The 21,583-nt window shown below is 55.8% G+C and carries 21 protein-coding genes; 17 read left to right on the top strand and 4 right to left on the bottom strand.

The features are described 5' to 3' along the window. Positions 1-50 precede the first annotated feature (50 nt). The 17 genes from def (at position 51) to ACLM7Z_RS14470 (ending at position 17,486) form a co-directional block, all read left to right on the top strand. On the top strand, positions 51-536 hold the full coding sequence (def, locus tag ACLM7Z_RS14550) for a peptide deformylase (protein ID WP_087017315.1): 486 nt from the start codon (positions 51-53) through the stop codon (positions 534-536). Beyond that, complete coding sequence (fmt, locus tag ACLM7Z_RS14545; protein WP_087017317.1) at positions 533-1,468, top strand: methionyl-tRNA formyltransferase; 936 nt, start codon at positions 533-535, stop codon at positions 1,466-1,468. The genes def and fmt overlap by 4 nt, the downstream gene beginning before the upstream one ends. A 25-nt stretch (positions 1,469-1,493) precedes the next feature. Continuing rightward, positions 1,494-2,222, top strand: coding sequence for a zinc metallopeptidase (locus ACLM7Z_RS14540; RefSeq protein WP_273348961.1), 729 nt, complete (start codon positions 1,494-1,496; stop codon positions 2,220-2,222). Continuing rightward, positions 2,215-3,636 carry a 16S rRNA (cytosine(967)-C(5))-methyltransferase RsmB gene (gene rsmB / locus ACLM7Z_RS14535; RefSeq protein WP_435645394.1) on the top strand — a complete coding sequence of 474 codons (1,422 nt, stop codon included), beginning with the start codon at positions 2,215-2,217 and terminating at the stop codon, positions 3,634-3,636. Before ACLM7Z_RS14540 ends, rsmB begins: the two co-directional genes overlap by 8 nt. Further along, a complete protein-coding gene (gene rlmN / locus ACLM7Z_RS14530; protein ID WP_087017322.1) occupies positions 3,633-4,679 on the top strand; it encodes a 23S rRNA (adenine(2503)-C(2))-methyltransferase RlmN in 1,047 nt (348 codons plus the stop codon). The genes rsmB and rlmN overlap by 4 nt, the downstream gene beginning before the upstream one ends. Before the next feature lie 4 nt (positions 4,680-4,683). Then, positions 4,684-5,415, top strand: coding sequence for a Stp1/IreP family PP2C-type Ser/Thr phosphatase (locus tag ACLM7Z_RS14525; RefSeq protein WP_087017324.1), 732 nt, complete (start codon positions 4,684-4,686; stop codon positions 5,413-5,415). Positions 5,416-5,426: 11 nt separating this feature from the next. After that, positions 5,427-7,529 carry a Stk1 family PASTA domain-containing Ser/Thr kinase gene (gene pknB / locus ACLM7Z_RS14520; protein ID WP_435645393.1) on the top strand — a complete coding sequence of 701 codons (2,103 nt, stop codon included), beginning with the start codon at positions 5,427-5,429 and terminating at the stop codon, positions 7,527-7,529. Further along, entirely contained in the window at positions 7,529-8,416 is an 888-nt protein-coding gene (gene rsgA, locus ACLM7Z_RS14515) for a ribosome small subunit-dependent GTPase A (RefSeq protein WP_330395833.1), read from the top strand. Before pknB ends, rsgA begins: the two co-directional genes overlap by 1 nt. After that, complete coding sequence (locus ACLM7Z_RS14510) at positions 8,413-9,036, top strand: thiamine diphosphokinase (RefSeq protein WP_435645392.1); 624 nt, start codon at positions 8,413-8,415, stop codon at positions 9,034-9,036. Before rsgA ends, ACLM7Z_RS14510 begins: the two co-directional genes overlap by 4 nt. Before the next feature lie 24 nt (positions 9,037-9,060). Continuing rightward, complete coding sequence (locus tag ACLM7Z_RS14505; RefSeq protein WP_087017330.1) at positions 9,061-9,303, top strand: TIGR03905 family TSCPD domain-containing protein; 243 nt, start codon at positions 9,061-9,063, stop codon at positions 9,301-9,303. Between the two features lie 393 nt (positions 9,304-9,696). Continuing rightward, positions 9,697-10,893, top strand: a complete 1,197-nt coding sequence (locus ACLM7Z_RS14500) for a pyridoxal phosphate-dependent aminotransferase (RefSeq protein ID WP_087017332.1) — start codon at positions 9,697-9,699, stop codon at positions 10,891-10,893. An 85-nt stretch (positions 10,894-10,978) separates the two neighbouring features. After that, positions 10,979-12,412, top strand: coding sequence for an adenylosuccinate lyase (purB, locus tag ACLM7Z_RS14495; protein WP_087017333.1), 1,434 nt, complete (start codon positions 10,979-10,981; stop codon positions 12,410-12,412). 221 nt (positions 12,413-12,633) lie between these two features. Then, positions 12,634-13,944: a protein translocase subunit SecD gene (gene secD / locus ACLM7Z_RS14490; RefSeq protein WP_087017335.1), complete on the top strand. Its 1,311-nt coding sequence runs from the start codon at positions 12,634-12,636 to the stop codon at positions 13,942-13,944. Positions 13,945-13,949: 5 nt separating this feature from the next. Beyond that, complete coding sequence (gene secF, locus ACLM7Z_RS14485) at positions 13,950-15,059, top strand: protein translocase subunit SecF (RefSeq protein WP_087017337.1); 1,110 nt, start codon at positions 13,950-13,952, stop codon at positions 15,057-15,059. Positions 15,060-15,142: 83 nt separating this feature from the next. Further along, positions 15,143-15,946 carry a sugar phosphate isomerase/epimerase family protein gene (locus ACLM7Z_RS14480; RefSeq protein ID WP_165761017.1) on the top strand — a complete coding sequence of 268 codons (804 nt, stop codon included), beginning with the start codon at positions 15,143-15,145 and terminating at the stop codon, positions 15,944-15,946. Further along, positions 15,943-16,416: a transcriptional regulator NrdR gene (gene nrdR / locus ACLM7Z_RS14475; RefSeq protein ID WP_087017341.1), complete on the top strand. Its 474-nt coding sequence runs from the start codon at positions 15,943-15,945 to the stop codon at positions 16,414-16,416. Before ACLM7Z_RS14480 ends, nrdR begins: the two co-directional genes overlap by 4 nt. Before the next feature lie 23 nt (positions 16,417-16,439). Beyond that, positions 16,440-17,486, top strand: coding sequence for an acyltransferase (locus ACLM7Z_RS14470; protein ID WP_435645391.1), 1,047 nt, complete (start codon positions 16,440-16,442; stop codon positions 17,484-17,486). A 43-nt stretch (positions 17,487-17,529) separates the two neighbouring features. On the opposite strand, the gene ACLM7Z_RS14465 is transcribed toward ACLM7Z_RS14470, so the two are convergent. The 4 genes from ACLM7Z_RS14465 to ACLM7Z_RS14450 form a co-directional block, all read right to left on the bottom strand. Beyond that, complete coding sequence (locus tag ACLM7Z_RS14465) at positions 17,530-18,591, bottom strand: NAD(P)H-dependent flavin oxidoreductase (protein ID WP_087017345.1); 1,062 nt, start codon at positions 18,589-18,591, stop codon at positions 17,530-17,532. A gap of 148 nt (positions 18,592-18,739) precedes the next feature. Continuing rightward, positions 18,740-19,642, bottom strand: a complete 903-nt coding sequence (pfkB, locus tag ACLM7Z_RS14460) for a 1-phosphofructokinase (RefSeq protein WP_087017347.1) — start codon at positions 19,640-19,642, stop codon at positions 18,740-18,742. Positions 19,643-19,950: 308 nt separating this feature from the next. Further along, positions 19,951-20,802 (bottom strand): DUF6734 family protein, encoded by an 852-nt coding sequence (locus tag ACLM7Z_RS14455; RefSeq protein WP_273348956.1) that lies wholly within the window; start codon positions 20,800-20,802, stop codon positions 19,951-19,953. Beyond that, positions 20,802-21,578, bottom strand: coding sequence for a hypothetical protein (locus tag ACLM7Z_RS14450; protein ID WP_087017354.1), 777 nt, complete (start codon positions 21,576-21,578; stop codon positions 20,802-20,804). Before ACLM7Z_RS14450 ends, ACLM7Z_RS14455 begins: the two co-directional genes overlap by 1 nt. Positions 21,579-21,583 lie beyond the last annotated feature (5 nt).

The raw sequence follows: 21,583 nt of genomic DNA, 5'->3' as shown, positions 1-21,583 counted from the left end.
CCCCAGAAAAGAAAGTTACATGTTTGTTTGGAATATAAAGGAGGATTTTTATGCCTGTACGTCAGATTCTTACCGATCCCGATCCGGTGCTGTATAAAAAATGCCATCCGGTCACAAAATTTGACAAGAGACTTGCGTCCCTGCTGGAGGATATGGCACAGACCATGCTTGCGGCAAATGGCGTCGGTCTTGCCGGCCCGCAGATCGGCATGGTGCGCCGCGTGTGCGTTGTGCTGGATACCAACAACAATGACAGGATCATCGAACTGGTCAATCCGGAGGTGATTGCGACTGAGGGTTCCCAGACCGGTTCCGAAGGCTGCCTGAGCTTTCCGGATAAATTTGGCATTGTCACTCGTCCGAATGTCGTCACTGTCCGCGCACAGGATCGCAACGGCGAATGGTTTACCATCACCGGACAGGGGCTGACCGCGCGTGCATTCCTGCATGAGATCGACCATCTGGACGGCCATGTCTTCACCGAAAAAGTGTCGAAGTTCATCGAGCCGGCGGGCGAAGAGGATGAGGAAGAATGAGAATCGTTTATATGGGCACGCCGGACTTTGCGGTCGCGTCGCTCGAACGGCTGATTGCGGATGGACATGACATTGCCGCCGTATTTACCCAGCCGGACAAGCCGCAGGGGCGCAAGATGAAGCTGACGCCCCCGCCGGTCAAGCAGCTCGCCATGCAGCACGACATTCCGGTTTATCAGCCGGATACGTTCAAAAATGAGAGCCAGCTGGCATTGTTGCAGGAGCTGAACCCGGAGGTCATTGTGGTTGTCGCGTATGGCAAGCTGCTGCCGGGTTATGTGCTCGATCTGCCGAAATACGGCTGCATCAACGTACACGGCTCACTGCTGCCGAAATACCGCGGCGCAGCGCCGGTGCAGTGGATGGTGCTCAACGGGGAACAGACCGCAGGCGTCACGACGATGTATATGGATCGCGGGCTGGATACCGGTGACATTCTGCTGATGCGTGAGACCGAAGTCGGGGAGAATGAGACCGCGGGCGAGCTGTTTGACCGTCTGGCTGCGATGGGCGCCGACCTGATTTCCGAGACGCTCGCGCGGCTGCCGGAAGGCATTGCGCGCACGCCGCAGGATGACAGCGCATCCACCTATGTCTCTGTCCTCGACAAGAGCATGGCGGTGGTTGACTGGACAAAATCAGCACAGGAGGTGCACAACCTCATCCGCGGGCTCGATCCGTGGCCGGTCGCACTGACGACGCGTGAGGGCGGACGGCTCAAGCTGTTCCAGTCGCGCCTGACCGGACGCACAGCACAGGCTGCACCGGGCACCGTTGTAGAGGCCGATCCGAAGAGCGGGCTGTTCGTCGCCTGCGGTGACGGCGGTGTTCTCCAGATTCTGGAGGTGCAAATGGTCGGCAAAAAGCGCATGCCTGCGGGCGATTACCTGCGCGGGCACGCCATGCAGCCGGGAACCGTACTCGGCGGCTAATGTAAGTACTCCGGGGAGGGCTTTGATGTATTACAATTATGGCTACGGCGGCGGAGGCGGTTGGTATACTCTGTGGATTATCCTCATGGTGGCCTGTTTTGCTTTCGCTTCGTGGGCACAGGTTTCTGTGTCTTCCAATTTTAAAAAGTATTCGCGCGTTATGACCCGGCGTGGACTGACCGGCGCACAGGCGGCACAGGCGGTTCTGCGTGCCAACGGCGTGACGGGCGTACAGTTTGCCCGCATCAGCGGCAATCTGACGGATAACTTCAACCCGCGCACCAATGTCATCAGTCTGTCGGGCAGTGTCTGTGATGTCAGCTCGGTTGCGGCAGTTGGTGTTGCCGCACATGAGGCGGGGCACGCGGTACAGTATGCGAAGGGGTATGCACCAATCCGCCTGCGCAATGCAATTATTCCGCTGTGCAATTTCGGCTCAAGCCTTTCGTGGCCAATGCTGCTCATCGGGCTTGTGCTGGGCGCAACGTCGGTCATGGGGCTGGGCGTCGCGCTGTATGCGCTTGCGACGCTGTTTCAGGTCGTGACGCTGCCGGTGGAGATCAATGCTTCCCGTCGTGCGCTCCAGGCACTGGAGCAGGAGGGATTGCTGACGGCTGATGAGCTGCCGATGGCGCGCAAAACACTGTTTGCCGCGGCGATGACCTATGTTGCGGCGCTGGCGACCTCGCTGGTACAGCTGCTTCGTCTGGTGCTCATTTATCTCTCCAACGGAGGAGGGCGCCGCCGTGACTGAAGCTCGTTCGGCGCGTGAAGCTGCGGCACGCGCACTGTTTGCCGTCCGCGAGGAGGGTGCCTGGAGTGCGCCTGCACTGCGCAGATATGCCGCCGGGCTGTCCGCGCGCGATGCGGCGCTTGCAACGGCGCTGACGGGCGGCGTGCTGCAAAACCGCGCGATGTGTGATTTTTATCTCGCGCATTTTTCCAGCATTCGGCTCAAAAAGGTACAGCCGCGGATTTTGGATCTGCTGCGGCTGGCCGTGTATCAGATGGTTTGGCTCGACCGCATTCCGAATGCGGCGGCGGTCAATGAGAGCGTGGCATTGGCGCGCTCTCTGTGCCATGCGGACAAGCGTACAGCGGGTTATGTCAACGGCGTGCTGCGTGCGCTGGCGCGCAGCATCGACCATCTGCCTCAGCCGGACTGCGCGACCAAGGCGGAATATTATTCGCTGCGGTACAGCCACCCACAGTGGCTGACCGAGCTGTATCTGGAGCAATTCGGGTTGAAGCAGACAAGATTGCTGCTCGAGGCGGACAATGCGCCTGCACCGACCGTGCTGCGCGTCAATACGCTGCGTGCACAGATGCAGCAGGTACAGGACGAACTGGCGGCGCAGGGAATCCGTGTCACGCCGCACGCCTGCATCCCAAACTGTCTGACGGTATCCGGAACGGGAAATATTGAAAAGCTGTCTGCCTTTGCGCAAGGGCGTGTGACTGTGCAGGATGGCGCAAGCCAGATGAGCGTTTATGCACTCGACCCGCAATCGGGGAACCGGGTGCTTGATTGCTGTGCAGCGCCGGGGGGCAAGAGCTTTTTCATTGCCGAGCGCATGAAAAATACCGGAACTGTGGTCTCATGCGATGTATACGGCCACAAGCTGGAAAAAATTCAGGCAGGCGCAGAGCGGCTCGGTTTGACGAACATACAGACCGAATTGCAGGATGCGTCAGAATTCCGCCCGGAATGGGAGGGGAAATTCGACCGTGTGCTGTGTGATGTGCCGTGCTCCGGCATGGGCATTATTCGCAAGAAACCGGAGATCCGCTACAAGGATGAGAAGGAGCTGCGCGGGCTGCCGGAAATCCAGCGCGCGATATTGGACAATGCGTGCCGGTATGTCCGGCCGGGCGGTATTCTGGTTTATTCGACCTGTACGCTGCTGCGGCGGGAAAACGAAGAAATTGTGGATTGGTTCGCACAAACGCATCCAATGTTCCAAAAAACTCTATTTTCTATACCAGTTTGTGAACAGAATGTGGAAGGCAGTGTCACTTTGCTTCCGCATATCCATGACACGGATGGATTTTTTGTTGCAAAATTCCGTAAAATGGCTTACTATGAAGATGATCCTGCGCGCGGGAACGAAACCGGCGGAAATACCGGAACGGAAAACAGGCGCGCATGCATCGGAGAATGTTTATGATAAAACCTGAGATCAAATGCAGAACCCTGCCGGAACTGAAGGCGGAGCTGTCTGAGATGGGCGAAAAGCCGTTCCGTGCGGCGCAGATTTTCCAATGGCTGCATCAGGGCGTGAGCTCGTTTGACGAGATGACCAATGTCTCCAAGCAGCTGCGCGCGAAGCTGGATGAGCACTACCTGCTCACCGCGCCGAAGATTTTGCGGAAACAGGTCTCGCAGGTAGACGGTACGATCAAATACTTATGGGAGCTGTACGATGGCAATTGCATCGAGAGTGTCTTCATGCGCTATCATCACGGCAATTCGGCGTGTGTATCCTCGCAGGTCGGCTGCCGGATGGGCTGTAAGTTCTGCGCTTCCGGCATCGGCGGGCTGGTGCGCAGCCTGTCAGCCGGCGAGATTCTCGACCAGATCCTGTTTATGCAGAAGGACACGGGCGAGCGTATCTCCAATATCGTGCTGATGGGCACGGGCGAGCCGCTGGATAACTATGACAATGTGCTGCGCTTCATCCGGCTGGTCGGCGCGGAGGAAGGGCTGCACATCGGACAGCGGCATATTTCGCTTTCTACCTCCGGTCTGGCTGACCAGATCGACCGGCTGGCGGAGGAAAAGCTGCAAATTACCCTGTCCATTTCGCTGCATTCGCCGGACAACGAGAGCCGGAGTGAAATCATGCCGGTCAACCGGAGCTATCCGGTGGAGCGGCTGCTCGCCTCCTGCCGGCGTTATTTTGACATGACCGGGCGACGTATCTCGTATGAATATACCATGATCGACGGCGTGAGTGACCGCCCCTGGCAGGCGAGGAAGCTCGCGGCGCTTTTGCGCGGGCGTCCGGCGCACGTCAATCTGATTCCCCTGAACCATGTCACGGAGAGCGGACTGCATACCTCGACGAAGGAGCATGTCGCGGCTTTTCAAAATATTTTGGAAAAGAACGGAGTCACTGCGACTGTCCGGCGCACGCTGGGGCCGGATATTGACGCATCCTGCGGGCAGCTGCGCCGCAGGCACATCGGTGAAACGTTCGGGAAAGAGTGATAGAATGAACGCATTTGGCAAAACCGATAAGGGCTTGGTTCGCGCCAGCAATCAGGACACATTCCGCATCGATATAAGGGAAAACGGGCTGGGGTTCCTGGTTCTGTGCGATGGCATGGGTGGTGCGCGCGCCGGAAATATCGCAAGCGTGCGCGCAGCGGAGCGGTTTATGGAGCAGGCCTGCACGGCGGATCCGGAGCAGGCTGATACGGAAACGCTTTCCCGCATTGCCCAGCGGGCTGTCACGGCGGCAAATTCCGAGGTTTATGAGCTGTCGCAGTCCTCGCCCGCCTACAATGGCATGGGTACAACGCTGGTCGGCTGCATTTGTGCCGGTGATCGCGTGGTGCTCGCAAATGTCGGCGATTCGCGCGCCTATGTCATCGACGGAGAGAAAATCGCACAGATGACAGCGGACCATTCGCTCGTGGCGGAGATGGTGCGCACCGGACGGCTGAGCAGTGAGGAGGCAAAGTACTATCCAGGACGCAATCTGATTACGCGCGCAGTCGGTGTAGACAGCGAAGTGGAAGCGGATTATTATGAAATTACCCTGCATGACGGACAGACGCTGCTGCTCTGTTCGGACGGACTGTGCGGTCTGGTGACCGATCTGGAAATTGCGGCCGCCGTTGTGCAGTCGGCTTCGCAGGAGGAAGCGTGCGACAGGTTGATTCAGCTGGCGTGCAGCGCCGGCGGAAGTGACAATATCACGGTTGTTTTATATACCAAGTAGGAGAAAATAGAATGGAAAATTACATTGGACAGACGCTCGGGGGCCGCTATGAGGTCCGCGAGGTGATCGGAACGGGCGGTATGGCGATCGTCTACAAGGCCTACTGCACTGTTCTGAATCGATATGTTGCCATTAAGGTTCTCAAGGAGGAGTATGCATCGGATGACGAATTCCGCAAGCGCTTCTACAACGAGGCACAGGCGGTTGCCAAGCTGTCGCAGAACAACATCGTATCCATTTACGATGTATGTCAGGACGGCGACGGCCCGGAATACATCGTCATGGAGCTGTGTGAGGGCGTGACGCTCAAGGATTACCTGCGTAAAAAGCACCATCTGACCTGGCAGGAGACGCTGTTTTTCGCGCAGCAGGTGGCGCGCGCGCTCGACCATGCGCACAGCCGCGGCATCATTCATCAGGATATCAAGCCACAGAATATCATGCTGCTGCGCGACGGCACGGCAAAGGTGATGGACTTCGGCATTGCGAGCTTTGCAAACAGCCAGGAGACACGCAAGGTGTCCTCTGAGGCGATTGGCTCGGTGCATTATATTTCGCCGGAGCAGGCAAAGGGCATCACGGCAGACTTCCGCACGGACTTGTATTCCCTCGGCGTGGTCATGTATGAGATGCTGACCGGCACGCTGCCGTTCCGCGGTGACACGGCGGTTGCTGTTGTCATGCAGCATCTGAACACGGTTCCGCCGGTTCCGAGCTCCATTGTACCGGAAATCCCGAAGGCGATGGATGAAATTGTCATGCACGCGATGTGTGCCAATGCCAGCCAGCGTTACAGCTCCGCATTGGATATGTACCGTGATATGGAGCGCTTGCGCACCAACCCGAATCTGGTGCTCAATTATTCCGGACACAACAGTGATCTGGACGCGACCCGTGCAATCCGTTATGACGATGAGGATGCGACCCAGCTGCTTCGTCCGGTGGACGAAGAGCAGGCAACGAAGTATGTCCCGCGTCCGCGGCAGGAAACACCGGCACAGCAGCAGCGCCGTGTTTATCAGCCGGTCAACGATGTGGATGACGAATATGAGCAGGAAGAACCGGTTCATGAGGTCAAGCGCGTCAAGACGAAAAAGAAGAAGGGCAACGGCGGCAAGATTGTCGTCGGTGTCATCATTGTCGCTCTGCTTGCGGCAATTGCCTACATGGCTTCCGGCCTGATGGGCGAGAGCAGCAAGGAGATGATTGAGGTTCCGAACTTTATCTCCCTCAACTATGAGGAAGACGTTCGCAACAACAGTGACTACGACGCATTCCGCTTTGATGTTGAAACGCGCAAGGATTCGTCCGGCGACTATGAGGACGGCGAAATCGTCGATCAGGACCCACTGGAAGGTGAGCAGGTCGAAGAGGGTTCGACTATTACGCTGACGGTCATCTCTGTCGAGGAGAACGACAGCGAGGAGCTGGTCAAGGTTCCGTCGGTCATTGGCAAGACGTTTGAAGACGCACAGAGTGCCCTGCGCGCGCGCGGATTGACCGCAAGCCGCAAGGAGGAGAGCTCTGAATCGGTTCAGGCTGGTTATGTCATAAGCACCGACCCGGAGCCGGGCGAGGAAATTGCAACCGGTTCGACGGTCACGGTTATCGTGTCCTCCGGCCCGGCAAACACAAACAAGACGGTACCTAACCTGACCGGCATGACGCAGAGTGCGGCGAAGTCGCTGCTCGAGTCGATGGGTCTGAAGCTCGGCGCGGTCACGCAGGAGGAAAGCGACAAGCCGGAGGGAACCGTCATTGGTCAGACTGTTGCTTCGGGTACGGAAGTCGCAGAAGGCACCAGCGTCGGTATTACCATTGCCAAGGCGAAGGGTGATAACGGCGGCGACGGCGACGACGGAAACAATGGTGGAGATGGAGGTTCCGGAACCTCCGTCTCCGTCACCAACTCGGCAGTTGTTGTGACGCTTCCGTCTAATCACAAGGACTGTCAGGTTGCCATAAGTGTTGACGGAAACCAGCTCTATAACCACACTGTTCGTGAGGGTAACCTGACGGCAACCTGCAAGCTGTCGTATGGCAGCGGTACGCACCGCATTGTTGTCACGGTTGATGGCGCTACGGTCTACGACCAGGATTATAATTTCGGCTGATGATGACAGAAACAGGAATCATTCTCAAGGGAATCGGTGGATTTTATTATGTCCGCACACAGTCCGGCGTCATTGAATGCAAGGCGCGCGGCAGGTTCCGCAAGGCAGCGGAAAAGCCGGTGATCGGTGACCGCGTGACCATTGAGGTGCAGGACGACGGCACCGGCTATATGATGTCCATTGAGCCGCGCAAAAACCAGCTGCTGCGACCGGCAGTTGCGAACGTCGATCAGCTGGTTGTGGTGTGCAGCGCTGCTCCGCCGAAGACGGAGACGCTGCTCATCGACAAGGTGACGGCAATTGCCGCACACAAGGGCATCGATACATTGATTGTCATCAACAAGTGTGATCTCGACCGCGGCGACCGGCTGTATCAGATTTACACGCAGGCGGGCTTTTCTGTGTTCCGCGTCAGCGCGGAGACAGGTGAGGGCGTTGACGCGCTGCGCGCTGCATTGGCGGGAAAGGTTTCTGCTTTTGCAGGCAATTCCGGCGTCGGAAAATCCAGCCTGCTCAATTGCATTGATGCGGAATTTAACATGAAAACAGGCTCCATCAGTCCTAAGACTGAGCGCGGCCGCCACACCACGCGCCACGTGGAGCTGGTCGAGCTGCCGGGCGGCGGCTGTATCGCAGATACACCGGGGTTTTCGGCGTTTGACACGGAAAAAATGGATCTGATCCGCAAGGACGATTTGCAATATGCATTTCCCGAATTTGAGCCGTATATCAACCAGTGCCGCTTTACCGGCTGTGCACATGTCAAGGAAAAGGGCTGTGCCATCCGTGCGGCGGTAGAGGACGGGAAAATTCCGCGTGAGCGCCATGAAAGCTACTGTAAATTGTATGAAAGTGTAAAAAATCTCAAGGAGTGGGAGCTGAAGTGAAAACATTGATTCTGGCTTCCGCACCTGAGACCGAATACGACTATGTCAGGCAGCTGGCACAGCAGGCGGAGTATATTATCTGTGCGGACGGCGGCACGCGGCATGCGGCGGCATGCGGCATTCGGCCGGATCTGGTGATCGGCGATTTCGATTCGGGTGCGCGTCCGGACGGCGTCGAAGTCATCGCGCTCCGGCCGGAAAAGGACGACAGTGACCTGATGTGCTGCACAAAGGAGGCCATTCGGCGCGGTGCGGATGATATTACGTATGCATGTGCGTCCGGCGGGCGCATTGACCATTTCCTGTGTAATCTGTCGCTGCTCGAATATCTGCACAGCTGCGGCGTGCACGGCATGCTGTGCGACAGCCGCAACCGCGTGACATTCCATCCGGGCGGTGCAGTGTGGTATCAGGCAGATGCGTCTTACCGCTATGTCGGCATTATTCCGCTGGACGCGGAGCTGATCGGCGTCACGCTGCGCGGATTGAAATATCCGCTCACGGATGCGACAGTTTCGCGCGCACAGATGATTACGATATCCAACGAGCCGGCAGCGCCGGAATATATGATATCTGTTCGGGAAGGGCGCTCGCTGGTAATTGAAAGCAAGGATAAATAAAAGAACAGAACGGAGGATTTTGAAATGAACGTATATAAGACAAAAGGCACCTGTTCGAGAGAAATTCGCTACAGTGTCAAAGACGGCGTTGTTGAGAACATTGAGGTTGTCGGTGGCTGCGCGGGCAATCTGTCAGGCATCTGCCGTCTGATTAAGGGCATGCCGGTGGAGCAGGTCATCAAGGCGTTTAAGGGCGTCGACTGCGGCGGCCGCGGCACTTCCTGCCCGGATCAGATTGCACGGGCACTGGAGCAGGCAGGGCAGTAATTCATCGCAACACACAGGCGGGGCTGTCAATTGGCAGCCCTGCCTTTTTGTGTGTGCACGGCGGGCAGGTGTGGGCGGAACACGTACAAAATGAATTTTTGCGGGGTAAAAATTCATTTTTTTGTTGTCCGTCGAAAAAATGAAATGCAAGTTGCAAAAGAACATGCTGCAATTTGTGCAAAATGACGCGGAAGGCGCGGAGAACAGAAAATTTTTGTTCAAAGTATGGAAAATTTAAAAAATGGTATAAAAAGAGCGGTTTATGGTTGAAAAAGAGGGGAAATATATCTATAATAAATACCATTGAACAGAAAGATGATACGCGGCGGAACGCAGCCGCGTCGGCGGATTCCTCCAAGTTGAAGGATCGCCCGGAAAGGATGAACGATTACTATGGTTAAACCGATTTCAAAAATTGCATCCGCAATCGCACCGTCCGCGACGCTGGCTATCAGCGCGCTGGCAAAGCAGATGAAGGCAGACGGCATTGATGTCGTCAGCTTCGGTGCAGGCGAGCCGGATTTTAATACCCCGGAGACGATCAAAGAGGCAGGCATTGCCGCAATCCGTGCGAATAAAACCAGATACACCCCGGCAGCAGGCATCATGGAACTGCGCCGCGCGATCTGCAACCGCATGAAGGAGGACCTCGGCCTGGAGTACGAGCCGAGCCAGGTTGTCGTTGCATCCGGTGCAAAGCACAATGTCTATCTTGCTATCATGACCTGCTGCGATCCGGGCGATGAGGTTGTTGTTGCCGCTCCGTATTGGCTGAGCTACGCGGAAATGATCCGCATGGCAGGCGCAGTTCCGGTTGAAGTGCGCGCAGAGGCTTCTGCACATTTCAAGATCACCGCAGAGCAGCTGGAAGCGGCGATTACCGACAAGACCAAGATGTTCATGCTCAACTCCCCGTCCAACCCGACCGGCATGGTCTACACAAAGGAAGAGCTGGAGGCACTGGCTGCTGTCTGTGAGAAGCACGGTATCTATGTCCTCGCCGATGATATCTATTATAAGCTGGTATACGATGGAATCGAATACACCTCCATCGCTTCGGTTTCCCCGGCAATGAAGGAGCAGTGCATCGTCATCAACGGCGTTTCCAAGACCTATGCAATGACCGGTTGGAGAGTCGGCTACGCGCTGGCCAATCCGACGGTTGCCAAGGCAATGTCCAGCTATGCCAGCCATTCCACCGGTGCACCGGCAACCATGGCACAGTGGGCTGCGGTCGAGGCACTCGAGGGCCCGCAGGAATCGGTTGAGGAGATGCGCCAGCAGTTCGAGAAGCGCCGCGACCATCTGGTTGAGCGTATGAACAAGGTGCCGGGTGTTTCCTGCATCAAGCCGCAGGGTGCGTTCTATGTTATGATGGATATGTCCAGCTTTGTCGGCAAGACAATGTACGGCAAGGTCATCGAGAACGACGGCGACTTCGCACAGCTGCTGCTGGAAAAGAATCTGGTTGCAACCGTTCCGTGCACGAGCTTCGCGGCGCCGAACTACCTGCGCTGGTCGTATGCGACCTCGATGGAGCAGATTGACAAGGGCATCGACCGTCTGGAAGAATTTATCGCAAACGCTTGACACAAATTCCCCCCGCATACTACAATAGAAGAATAGTACCGTGACGGAATCGGCGTCCCCGCGGCGCCGGGAAAGGAATTTGTTTATGAGCAACAACATATACGAAAGCCCGTTTTGTTCCAGATATGCCAGCCCGGAGATGCTGTATGTCTTCTCCCCGGACATGAAGTTCTCCACCTGGCGCCGCCTGTGGGTATCGCTCGCCAAGGCGGAAAAGGAGCTCGGTCTGCCGATTACACAGGAGCAGATCGATGAGATGGAAGCAAACATTGACAACATCGACTACGAGGTTGCCAGAAAGCGCGAAAAGGAAGTCCGCCATGATGTCATGGCGCATGTATACACCTTCGGCAAGGTTGCACCGAAGGCAGCGGGCATCATCCATCTGGGCGCGACCAGTGCTTATGTCGGCGACAACACCGATATCATCCAGATGCGCGAGGGCCTGAAGATTGTCCGCAAGAAGCTGGTTGCGGTGATTCGCCGCCTGTCCGACTTCGCACAGCAGTATAAGGATATGCCGACGCTGGGCTTCACGCATTTCCAGCCGGCACAGCTGACCACCGTCGGCAAGCGCGCGACGCTGTGGATCAACGAGCTGCTGATGGATCTCGACGAGATCGAGTTCCGTATTGAAAACCTGCGCATGCTGGGCTCCAAGGGCACGACCGGCACACAGGCGAGCTTCATGGAGCTGTTCGACGGCGACCATGAAAAGATCCGCAAGATGGAGCAGATGATTGCGGATGACTTCGGTTTCCCGGGTGTCGTTCCGGTTTCCGGTCAGACCTATTCCAGAAAGATCGACGCACAGGTTGTCGCAACACTCGGCGGCATTGCACAGTCCGCAAGCAAGTTCGCAACCGATATGCGCCTGCTCCAGCACCTGAAGGAGCTGGAAGAGCCGTTTGAGGCACATCAGATCGGTTCGTCCGCGATGCCGTACAAGCGCAATCCGATGCGCTCCGAGCGTATCTGCTCGCTGGCACGCTATGTCATTGTGGATACCCTCAATCCGGCTGTCACCACTGCAACGCAGTGGTTCGAGCGCACGCTGGATGACTCCGCAAACAAGCGTATTTCCGTACCGGAGGCATTCCTCGGCATTGATGCGATCCTGAATATTATGATTAACATTTCTGAGGGCATTGTCGTTTATCCGAAGGTCATTGAGAAGCGCGTGATGGGCGAGCTGCCGTTTATGGCAACCGAGAACATCATGATGAGCGCGGTTAAGCGCGGCGGCAACCGTCAGGAGCTGCATGAGCGCATCCGTGAGCACTCCATGGCGGCTGGCAAGCGCGTCAAGGAGGAAGGTCTGGACAACGACCTGATCGACCGCATTGCAGCTGATCCGATGTTCGGCCTGACCAAGGAGGAAATCCTTGCGGAGATGGATCCGAAGGAATATGTCGGCCGTGCACCGCAGCAGGTTGAGGATTTTATCGCCAACGATGTTATGCCGCGCATTCAGAAGTATCTGAATGATGACGACATCAAGGTTGAAATCAACCTGTAATGCTGAACATATAAAATCGAATGCCGCAGACATTTGTTCTGCGGCATTTTTTTGCGCCATATGACGGATAAAAGTGGTCGCACAACCGGTGTCATGAGCAAATTGCGCAGCAAAATTGGCTAAATTGATGAAAATTTCATGAAATCCGTGGGATAAAATTGACTTTATTGCTGCAATCATATATAATTAGCTTGCTTATTGTCACATAGGAGGCGAGTAATTTGAAAAAAAGTATCCTGTCCTTTGTGGCTGTGATTGCAGTGATTGCACTGCTTTGCTGCACAGCTGTCTTTGGACTCACCGTGGGACCGGTCTCAGTCCCCAGTGCATTGGATGAGGAAGACGGCATCCGGCGTGGCCTTGACCTGGTCGGCGGTTCTTCCATTACCTTTGAGGCTGTTCTGGAGGACGGCTACGATACTGCGAATCTGGAAACCGACATGGCTTCCGTACAGGCCATGATGCAGAAGCGTCTGGATTCGCTGGGCTACACCGAAGCAACGGTTGAGCTGGTCGGCGACAGACGCGTCAAGGTGGACATTCCGGCGATCAATGATCCGGCGGAAGCCGTTTCCACGCTCGGTGCGACGGCACAGCTGAAGTTCGTCGATGCGGACGGCAATACCATTCTCGATGGTTCCGGCATCAAGTCCGCGAAATCCGGCTATGGTCAGCTCTCTGAGTCTGACTTTTCCAGCCAGCATTATGTCGAGGTTACATTTAAGGAAGACGCGGTCGAAACGTGGGCCGAGGCCACTAAGGCTGCGGCAAACGCAGAGGATGGCAAGAACACCATCAAGATTATGATGGACGATGAGGTTCTGTCTGAGCCTTCGGTCAGCTCGGAATATGCGGCGACCGGCATCACCGGCGATACCTGTGTCATTTCGGGCAGCTTCACGGCAGAGACTGCGAAGACACTGGCAGAGCAGATCAACATCGGTCAGCTGCCGTTCTCGCTGGAAGAGGTCAGCATGAGCTCTGTCGGCCCGCAGTTGGGTGAAAAGGCGCTGTCCACCAGCGTCAAGGCGGGCGCAATCGGCATCCTGCTGGTTATGCTCTTCATGATCCTGTTCTATCGTCTGCCGGGTCTGGTTGCATCCATCGCGCTGCTGTTCTACACGGCGCTTGATCTGGTCATCCTGTCGGTGGCACATGTCAACCTGTCGCTGCCGGGCATTGCAGGTATCATCCTGTCCATCGGTATGGCGGTCGACGCAAACGTTGTCATCTTCGAGCGCATGAAGGACGAGCTGAGCAACGGCAAGACCATCCGTGCGGCGATTGATTCCGGTTTCCACCGTGCATTCTCCGCAATTCTGGACTCCAATATTACGACACTGATTGCGGCATTTGTCCTGTATTTCATGGGCACCGGCACGGTCAAGGGCTTTGCCCTCACGCTGGGCATCGGCGTTGTTCTGTCAATGTTCACGGCAGTTACGGTCACGCATTTCCTGCTCAACCGCATGGCGGATTTCCGGCTTACTGATCCGAAATTCTACGGCGTGAGAAAGAAAAAGGAGGCGTGAGACCAATGAAGAGCAGATTTTCTATTGTAAAGAAATTTCCGATTTTTGCGGTTATTTCCCTGATTCTCATCGCCCCGGGCCTGATCGGACTGATTACGCTGCCGTTTGGCCTGAACCTGTTCAATATGGACGTTGATTTTGTCGGCGGCACGAGCATGACGTTTGACATCCATCAGGAGGTCACAAGTGACCTTTCGGGCAATGTCATCCCGGATCTCGTCGAAGAGGCGGCCGGCATTGCGCCATCTTCCGTACAGAAGACGGGCGACAACGGCGAGCAGGTACTGATTAAGAGCACCAAGCTGGACAATGACCAGCAGAAGGCGATTGTCGCTGCCATGCAGGAGAAATTCAGCATTACGGACGACGATACGCAGAATATTTCCGATGTCAATGCGACCATCGGCAAGGAGATGCAGGGCAAGGCAATTATGGCAGCGCTTGTTGCGGTCATCCTGATGCTGATCTACATCACCTTCCGCTTTGAGCTGACCTCCGGTCTCGCGGCAATCACCTGTCTGGCTCATGACCTGCTGGTTGTGCTGTCCGCATATCTTGTATTCCGCATCCCATTCAACACGACGTTTATTGCCGTTGCGCTGACAATCCTCGGCTATTCCATCAACTCCAGTATTATCGTCTTTGACCGCGTGCGCGAAAACCGCAAGTTTGCACGCCGCGAACTGTTCGAGGACACGGTAGAGAAGAGCCTGTGGCAGACTGCGGGACGTACGGTCAACACATCGATCACAACGCTGCTGGCAGTCGGCATGATCTTCATTCTGGGTGTCACCAGCCTGCGTCAGTTCACTCTGCCGATCATCATCGGCATCATCGCGGGCGCATATTCTTCGCTGTTCCTGGCAGGTACGCTCTGGGCGAAGTATCGCGGTCTGCTCCGCAAGAACAAGCGTGAGAAGGCACAGATCAAGGCGCAGCGCGCAAAGCAGGAGAGCAAGGCTTCCACACCGGAGGCTGCCCCGCAGGCCGCGGAGAAGCCGAAGGCAGAGTCTTCGACGGAAACCGCTCAGCCGGCAAAGCAGCCGCAGACGGTTACCCCGAAAAAGGTTTCCTCCGGTTCAAAGAAAAAGCGCAAAAAGCGCAAACACGGATAACATCGGCCGGGCAGTTTCGCACTGCCCGGTCTTTCTTTTTGGAAAAAAATATGGTATGCTGAAATCAGACAGGAGGGACTCTGGTGCAGATTGGAATTTCAACGGCATCCTTTTATCCAAAGGAACTGGAACACGGCATAGAATATGCGGCACAGCTCGGCTACCGGCGCGTGGAGCTGTTTATCAATTCGGAAAGCGAATATGGCGTGCCGTTCCGCAGGATGCTCAAACAGAAGCTGCGGGAACTGGGGCTTGCGGTCGTGTCGGTGCACCCGTTTACGTCTGCAATGGAAGGGCATCTGTTATTTTCTGACTATGCGCGGCGCACGCGCGATGCACTCGACCAGTATACACGATATTTTGAAGCCGCCGCCGATCTCGGCGCGAAGTATTTTACGTTCCATGGCGAGCTGCTGCGTTCCCGCGGCCTGCCGCCTGCGCGGGCGGATGAGCAGCGGTTTGAAACCTACCATAAGCTGTGTGAACGCGCGTCTGCGTGCGGCATTGCCTTTACACAGGAAAATGTGTCGTGGTGTAAATCGAGCGATCTGGCGTTCCTGCGCGCGCTGTATGACCATGTCCCGGAGCTGCGGTTTACGCTGGATATCAAGCAGGCGCGCCGCGCCGGTCTGGATTGGAGCGATTACGCCGATGCGGTCGGTGACCGCACTGTCAATCTGCACATCAGTGACTACGACACGCAGTCGGACTGCCTGCTGCCTGGACAGGGAAAGGTGGATTTTTCCGCTTTGTTTGGCAGGATGGAGGCACTTGGCTGCGGCAGTGCGATGGTCGAGGTGTACAGCGACGATTATACCCGTCTGGCGGAGCTGGAACAGAGCAGGCTGTTTTTGCAGTCCGCAGCACAAAGGGGGCTTTTGAAATGAAATGTCCATATTGTAAGCATACCGAGAGCAAGGTCATCGATTCGCGGTCGACCGTCGACGGTGAGAGCATCCGCCGCCGTCGTGTGTGCCTGCACTGCGGCAAGCGGTTCACAACCTATGAGACCGTGGAGACCAGCTCGCTCATGGTCATCAAAAAAGACGGTTCGCGTCAGCAGTTTGACCGCGATAAGCTGATGCGCGGCATTGTCAAGGCGTGTGAAAAACGCCCGGTTACAACCGCACAGATGGATTCTCTGCTCGCAGATATGGAGCAGAAACTGTATGGCAGACTGGAAAATGAGGTGTCGTCGGAAACAATTGGCGAGATGGTGCTGGAGCGTCTGGTGCATATTGACGAAGTCGCCTATATCCGCTTCGCTTCGGTATACCGCGATTTTCAGGATGTGCATTCGTTTATGGAAGAGCTGATGCGCATGAAGCATATTGATTCCAAAGGCACAGAAATATGACAATAAGGGGGAAGAATACGAATATGGCGGAAATTGAGTTGCGACCGCGGAGAGAGTATGCAATCGATGTGCTCAAAGCGGTCGCTATTGTTTGCGTGCTGACCATTCACGCCAGCACGGGCGGATATGGCAGCCCGATCCGGAGTTTTGACTGGTGGGCATCGCTGTTTTGGGGCTGTTTGACGCGGGCCGCTGTACCGTTGTTTCTGATGTGCAGCGGCGCGCTCCTGCTCGACCCGCACCGCAGACTGTCAGTCAAACGGCTGTATACACATAATATCTGGCGACTTGTCGTCGCACTGTTTTGCTGGGCGGTATTTTACAAGCTCTATCATCTGATAGAGCAGGATTCCCTCACCTGGAGCCGTGTACTCCAGGCGCTTAGGGAGGTCGTGCTGTTCAACCACGAATTTCATCTGTATTATATTCCAATGATGATTTTGGTATATATTTTTATTCCGGTCGTGCGGCTGGTAATAGAGCACGCCTCCAAACGGCAATTTCAATATCTGCTGCTGGTCTGGTTTTTACTGGGGATTGTCTATCCATTGCTGCGGCATTACTGGCCGCTGCGGTTGCTGCCGACATCGATGAGCCAGTTCGGTCTCACAATGCAATATGCGGCAATCGGCTATGCCGCTGCGGGTTATTATCTGAAAAAGTATCCACTGCCGCAAAGGCTGTGTGTGCTGTGCGCCGGTCTGGGCTTTGCGATTACTTACGGCATGACAACATTGCTTACCATTACACATGGAGAGCTGTATACGCAGTTTCTGGAAGGCATGACACCGGGCGTGTGCCTGCTGGCCATTGGCATTTTCGGCCTGTTGATTCAAAAGAAATATGGCGCCAAAAGCTGTGCGATTGCAGCGCATGTTTCTAAGGCGTCGTTTTGTATCTATCTGGTGCATGTGTGTTTTAACTGCATATTCCACAACCACGGCCTGACAGTTTCGATTCTGCCGTGCATTGTGTCGATACCGCTGCTGGTGTGCCTGAATTTTGCGCTCAGTTATGTGGTATATCTGATTCTTTCGCACATTCCGGTTGTCAACCGGTATTTGGTTTAACATGCAAACAGTCCTGCATGCAGACGCATGCAGGACTGTTTTTTTACGCTTCGCACAGCTTGTGCATTACTTCGGGAACGGTTGAAATTTCGGTGATTTCACCGACACGGCCGCCGCAGAACACAAGGCCGTCCTTTTCTCCGGTTGCCGCATCAAACAGAGCCTGAGACAGACAGAACGGTGTTTCCGCAGCATTGCAGATTTCCGGCATACAGCGGAAGCAGTGTTCGACCGGAATGCCGCCGCGGTCGTAAGCGCGCTGGACGAAGTCCGTGTTGACTGCGCGTGCAGCGAAGCCGGTGGGGCTTTTGATGATGCGCACATCCTCCGGCCGCGCATCAATGTAGGTCTGCTTGAAGCGGTCGCTTGCATCGCATTCCTCCGTGGCGGCGAACAGGGTGCCGACCTGTACACCGGAGGCACCGAGGTCAAACATACGGCATACATCGTCGTGCGACCGGATACCGCCTGCGGCGATGACCGGGATGGCGACGCCGTGCTTTTCACAGAAGCCGCGCACATATGCGACAACATCCGACAGCGCCTGCTCGAGCGTCTGGTTGGTTCCGGCGAGCAGGTCGTCCAGATGGAAACCGAGGTGTCCGCCGGCGAGCGGCCCTTCGACGACAATGGCATCCGGGAAGCGGTTGAATTTTTTCAGCCACTTGGTCAGAATCAGGCGGCAGGCGCGCGCGGAGGAGACAATCGGCGCAATGCGTGTCTTGCTTCCTTCGACCAGCCCGGGGAGGGACAGCGGAAGTCCTGCGCCGGAAATGATGAGGTCAACGCCGTTTTTGACTGCTTCAGTCACATATTCGTCGTAATGCGCGTCGATAGACATGAAATTCATGCCAATGATGCCGTCCGGCGCAAGCTCCCGCGCGCGGCGCAGCTCGCTGCCAATGGCACGCAGGTTGGCGGCAACCGGGTTTTTACGGAATTCCGGGTCACGGAAGCCGATCTGTACGCCGGAAATAATGCCGATACCGCCCGCGTTTGCGACAGCAGACGCGAGTCCGGACAGAGAAATACCGATTCCCATGCCGCCCTGAATGACAGGGTGTCGGGCAGACAATCCACCGATGTTCAATTCTGGAAGTTTCAAGATGAGTTCTCCTTTTTCTGTGAATTTGTTTGCCAATCTAAATAAAATCTACCATCAGTATAGCACGCCCGCGTCAGAATGACAATAGTTTTTAGACGAAAAGAAAGAGGATGTGTAAAAATACACATCCTCTTGAAGCTTGGTTGAATTACATGCGCTGTGCGATGGCGATGATTTCCTCTCTGGTCGCGAGGCCCTGCTTGTACGCGGTAGCACTGCCTGCGGCGAGACCCTTGGCAAAGCCGTCGACCATGCTGTTGCGCTCGAGGTAGCCGGCGAGGAAGCCTGCGACCATGGCGTCGCCTGCGCCGATGGAATCGACGAGATCACCGGACGGTGCCGGAGCGGAGAAAACCTGACCCTCATCCGTGACGAGGATGGCACCTGCACTGCCCATGGAAACGAGTACGTTGCGCGCGCCCTCTTCCTGCAAGTGCTTGGCGCAGCCGACAATATCATCGTAGTCGATCAGCGAGCGGCCGAACAGCTCACCGAGTTCGATCAGATTCGGCTTGATGAGGAACGGGTGATATGCGAGCGTGCGGCGCAGTAGGTTGCTGGAGGTGTCGACGACGACGCGGATCTTGTCGGTGTCAACGGCGTCGAGAATCTGCTCATACATATCCTGCGGCATGGAGCTGGGGATGCTGCCGGAGAGCACCAGCGTGTCGCCCGGCTTGAGGCGCTTGATATTCATCATAAACCGTTCACATTCTGAGATGGAAACCGCCGGCCCCATGCCGTTCATTTCGGTTTCCGTCTCGTCCTGGAGCTTGATATTGATGCGGGAGAAGCCCTGCGGCAGACGGATGAACTCGGTCTTGCAGCCCAACTGCTGCATGCCGGATTCGATCTGATCGCCGGTAAAGCCCGCAATGAATCCAAGCGCGATATTTTCAACACCCAGAGAAGTCAGGACGATCGAAACATTGACGCCCTTGCCGCCCACACGGATCTCCTCGTAGTTGGTGCGGTTCAGCGTGCCGACTTCAAAATTCTTGATGCGGATGGTGTAGTCCAAAGACGGGTTAAAAGTAACAGTATAAATCATGTGTTTTCCACCTCAATATTAGGATGTTGGTTGTGTTCTTCCGTTAAAAACGGGAGAGAAAACCGTTTGATTCGCCCCCGAATAAAACGCTCTCTTTTAATGATAAACGAATTTCACATAATGTCAATCGATACAGGGCAACCTTCGCGCACAAAATGCCAGATAGAATTTTGTTCAAAATAACCAAAAATCGGAATATAATTCGCAATTTCGTTGCATATCGACGAAAAAAACGAATGCGGCGAGCAAAAATTCCGGAAAAACCGGCGCCGAAAAAAGAAAAAGACGGCCGGATGGCCGCCATTCATTCAGAAGTATTTGCGGAGTGAGGGAATATTGGCGCAGATGCTGTGATAGGTGGGGAAGTCGCGTGCAATGCGCGCAGCACAGCGCCGACAGAATGCCTCCCGCAGCTCGGGATGCTGTGCCATCGCCTGCTTGAAGCCCCAGATGTGTGTAAACTCAGTCTGTGCGGGATGGAACAGATGTTCCGGCGACGACAATGCATCGATCGGAACACCGTGTTCCCCGGCACACATGGCGAGCAGGCGTTGCTCGGCGAACACCATATAAATCAAGCCGTCGCGTCCGCGTGTGGCGTGGATAAAGTCAAACGCTTCGGACAGATAGGACTGGCGCAGGGCATCGCTGCCGAACCAGGTAAACGCCGTGTTGCAGGCGGGAGCCGTCCAGTCCCACCCTGTCGGGAAGGAGTAGCGCGGAGACAGAGAAAAGGCGGACGGATCGGGATAAATATCCGGTGCGAGTTCCTCGCGGTGGATAACCGCGAGGGCGGAATCCGTCAGTCTGTCGTGCAGATCTGACCAGACGATAAAATCTGTATCAATCATGGCACACGGTGCGGAAACCTGTGCGAGCGCATACAGCTTGCCCGCTGCCCAGAACGTCGAGGGATCAACGGTATACGGCACTTCGTCCAGTTCACAGGAAATGCCGCCATCCCAGACGGTCTCGAGGCCGAGCGAGCGGTAATACCGCGCGCCAACGCGGTCAGTAATCATACGGATGCTGCCGTTTTTCTGCTGCCAGGTCAGTGCGGAAAGGATGGTTGTCAGCAGCTCAAAGTCCGCAACATCATACGGCCGTCCCGGATGCTGCATGGCATAGGGACGCGTCCAGTTCGAGGCAAACGCACGCATCAGATCAGATTCAGGCCGTAGCCGCCGGCATCGATACCCCAGAGGAAGCTGCCCATATATGGCTTGTCCGCGACTTCCAGTGCTTCCGGCGGGCAGAAGGTATCGCCGGGAACAGGTTCCTCCTGTATCGGCATGCGCAGCGCACCGGACGACAGGCGATAGGAGCCGGAAGTCAGCCGGAACGAGCCGGACGAACGGCGGAACGAGCCGGAGGATACACGGTACTCATATTCATGTTGATGCCGGTGCAAACCGCTGGAAAGCCGATAAAAGCCGGACGATATGCGATAGGAACCGGAAGTGAGCCGATACGAGCCGGAGGTCAGGCGGTAGGAGCCGGACGACAGACGGTAGGAACCGGAGGTACGGTATGATCCGGAGCCGCAGCGCACCAGCATCGGCGCGCCGAGCAGAATACGGAACTCATTCTCACAGACCGTCTCATTGGTCGGGATATATTCGTAATATTCGCCATTTTCAACCGTATATGGCACAAAGACAGCAGTTTCAGGGCGGTATTCCGCCTGCCGATCCGCTTCAAAGGCCTGTGCAGCCATTTGGCGGAGATCCTGCGGGACGCTGAACGGATCGCTCGCCACAGCGGTATCCGCTTCCGGCGATGCGGCAGGCGCAGCCGTATCAGCTTCCGGTGATACTTCAGGTGCGGCGGCCGTGTGCTTTTCGTAGCTGTCTTTATCCATAACAGCGCCGTTTAGTACATAGAGGCCATCATAGTACTCAGAGACCTGCGGGATATGGGCGGTATGATCGGACATATCGG

This window comes from Butyricicoccus porcorum, assembly GCF_051246315.1.
GTDB lineage: Bacteria > Bacillota > Clostridia > Oscillospirales > Butyricicoccaceae > Butyricicoccus_A > Butyricicoccus_A porcorum.
This window is presented reverse-complemented; position numbering and strand designations above follow the sequence as displayed.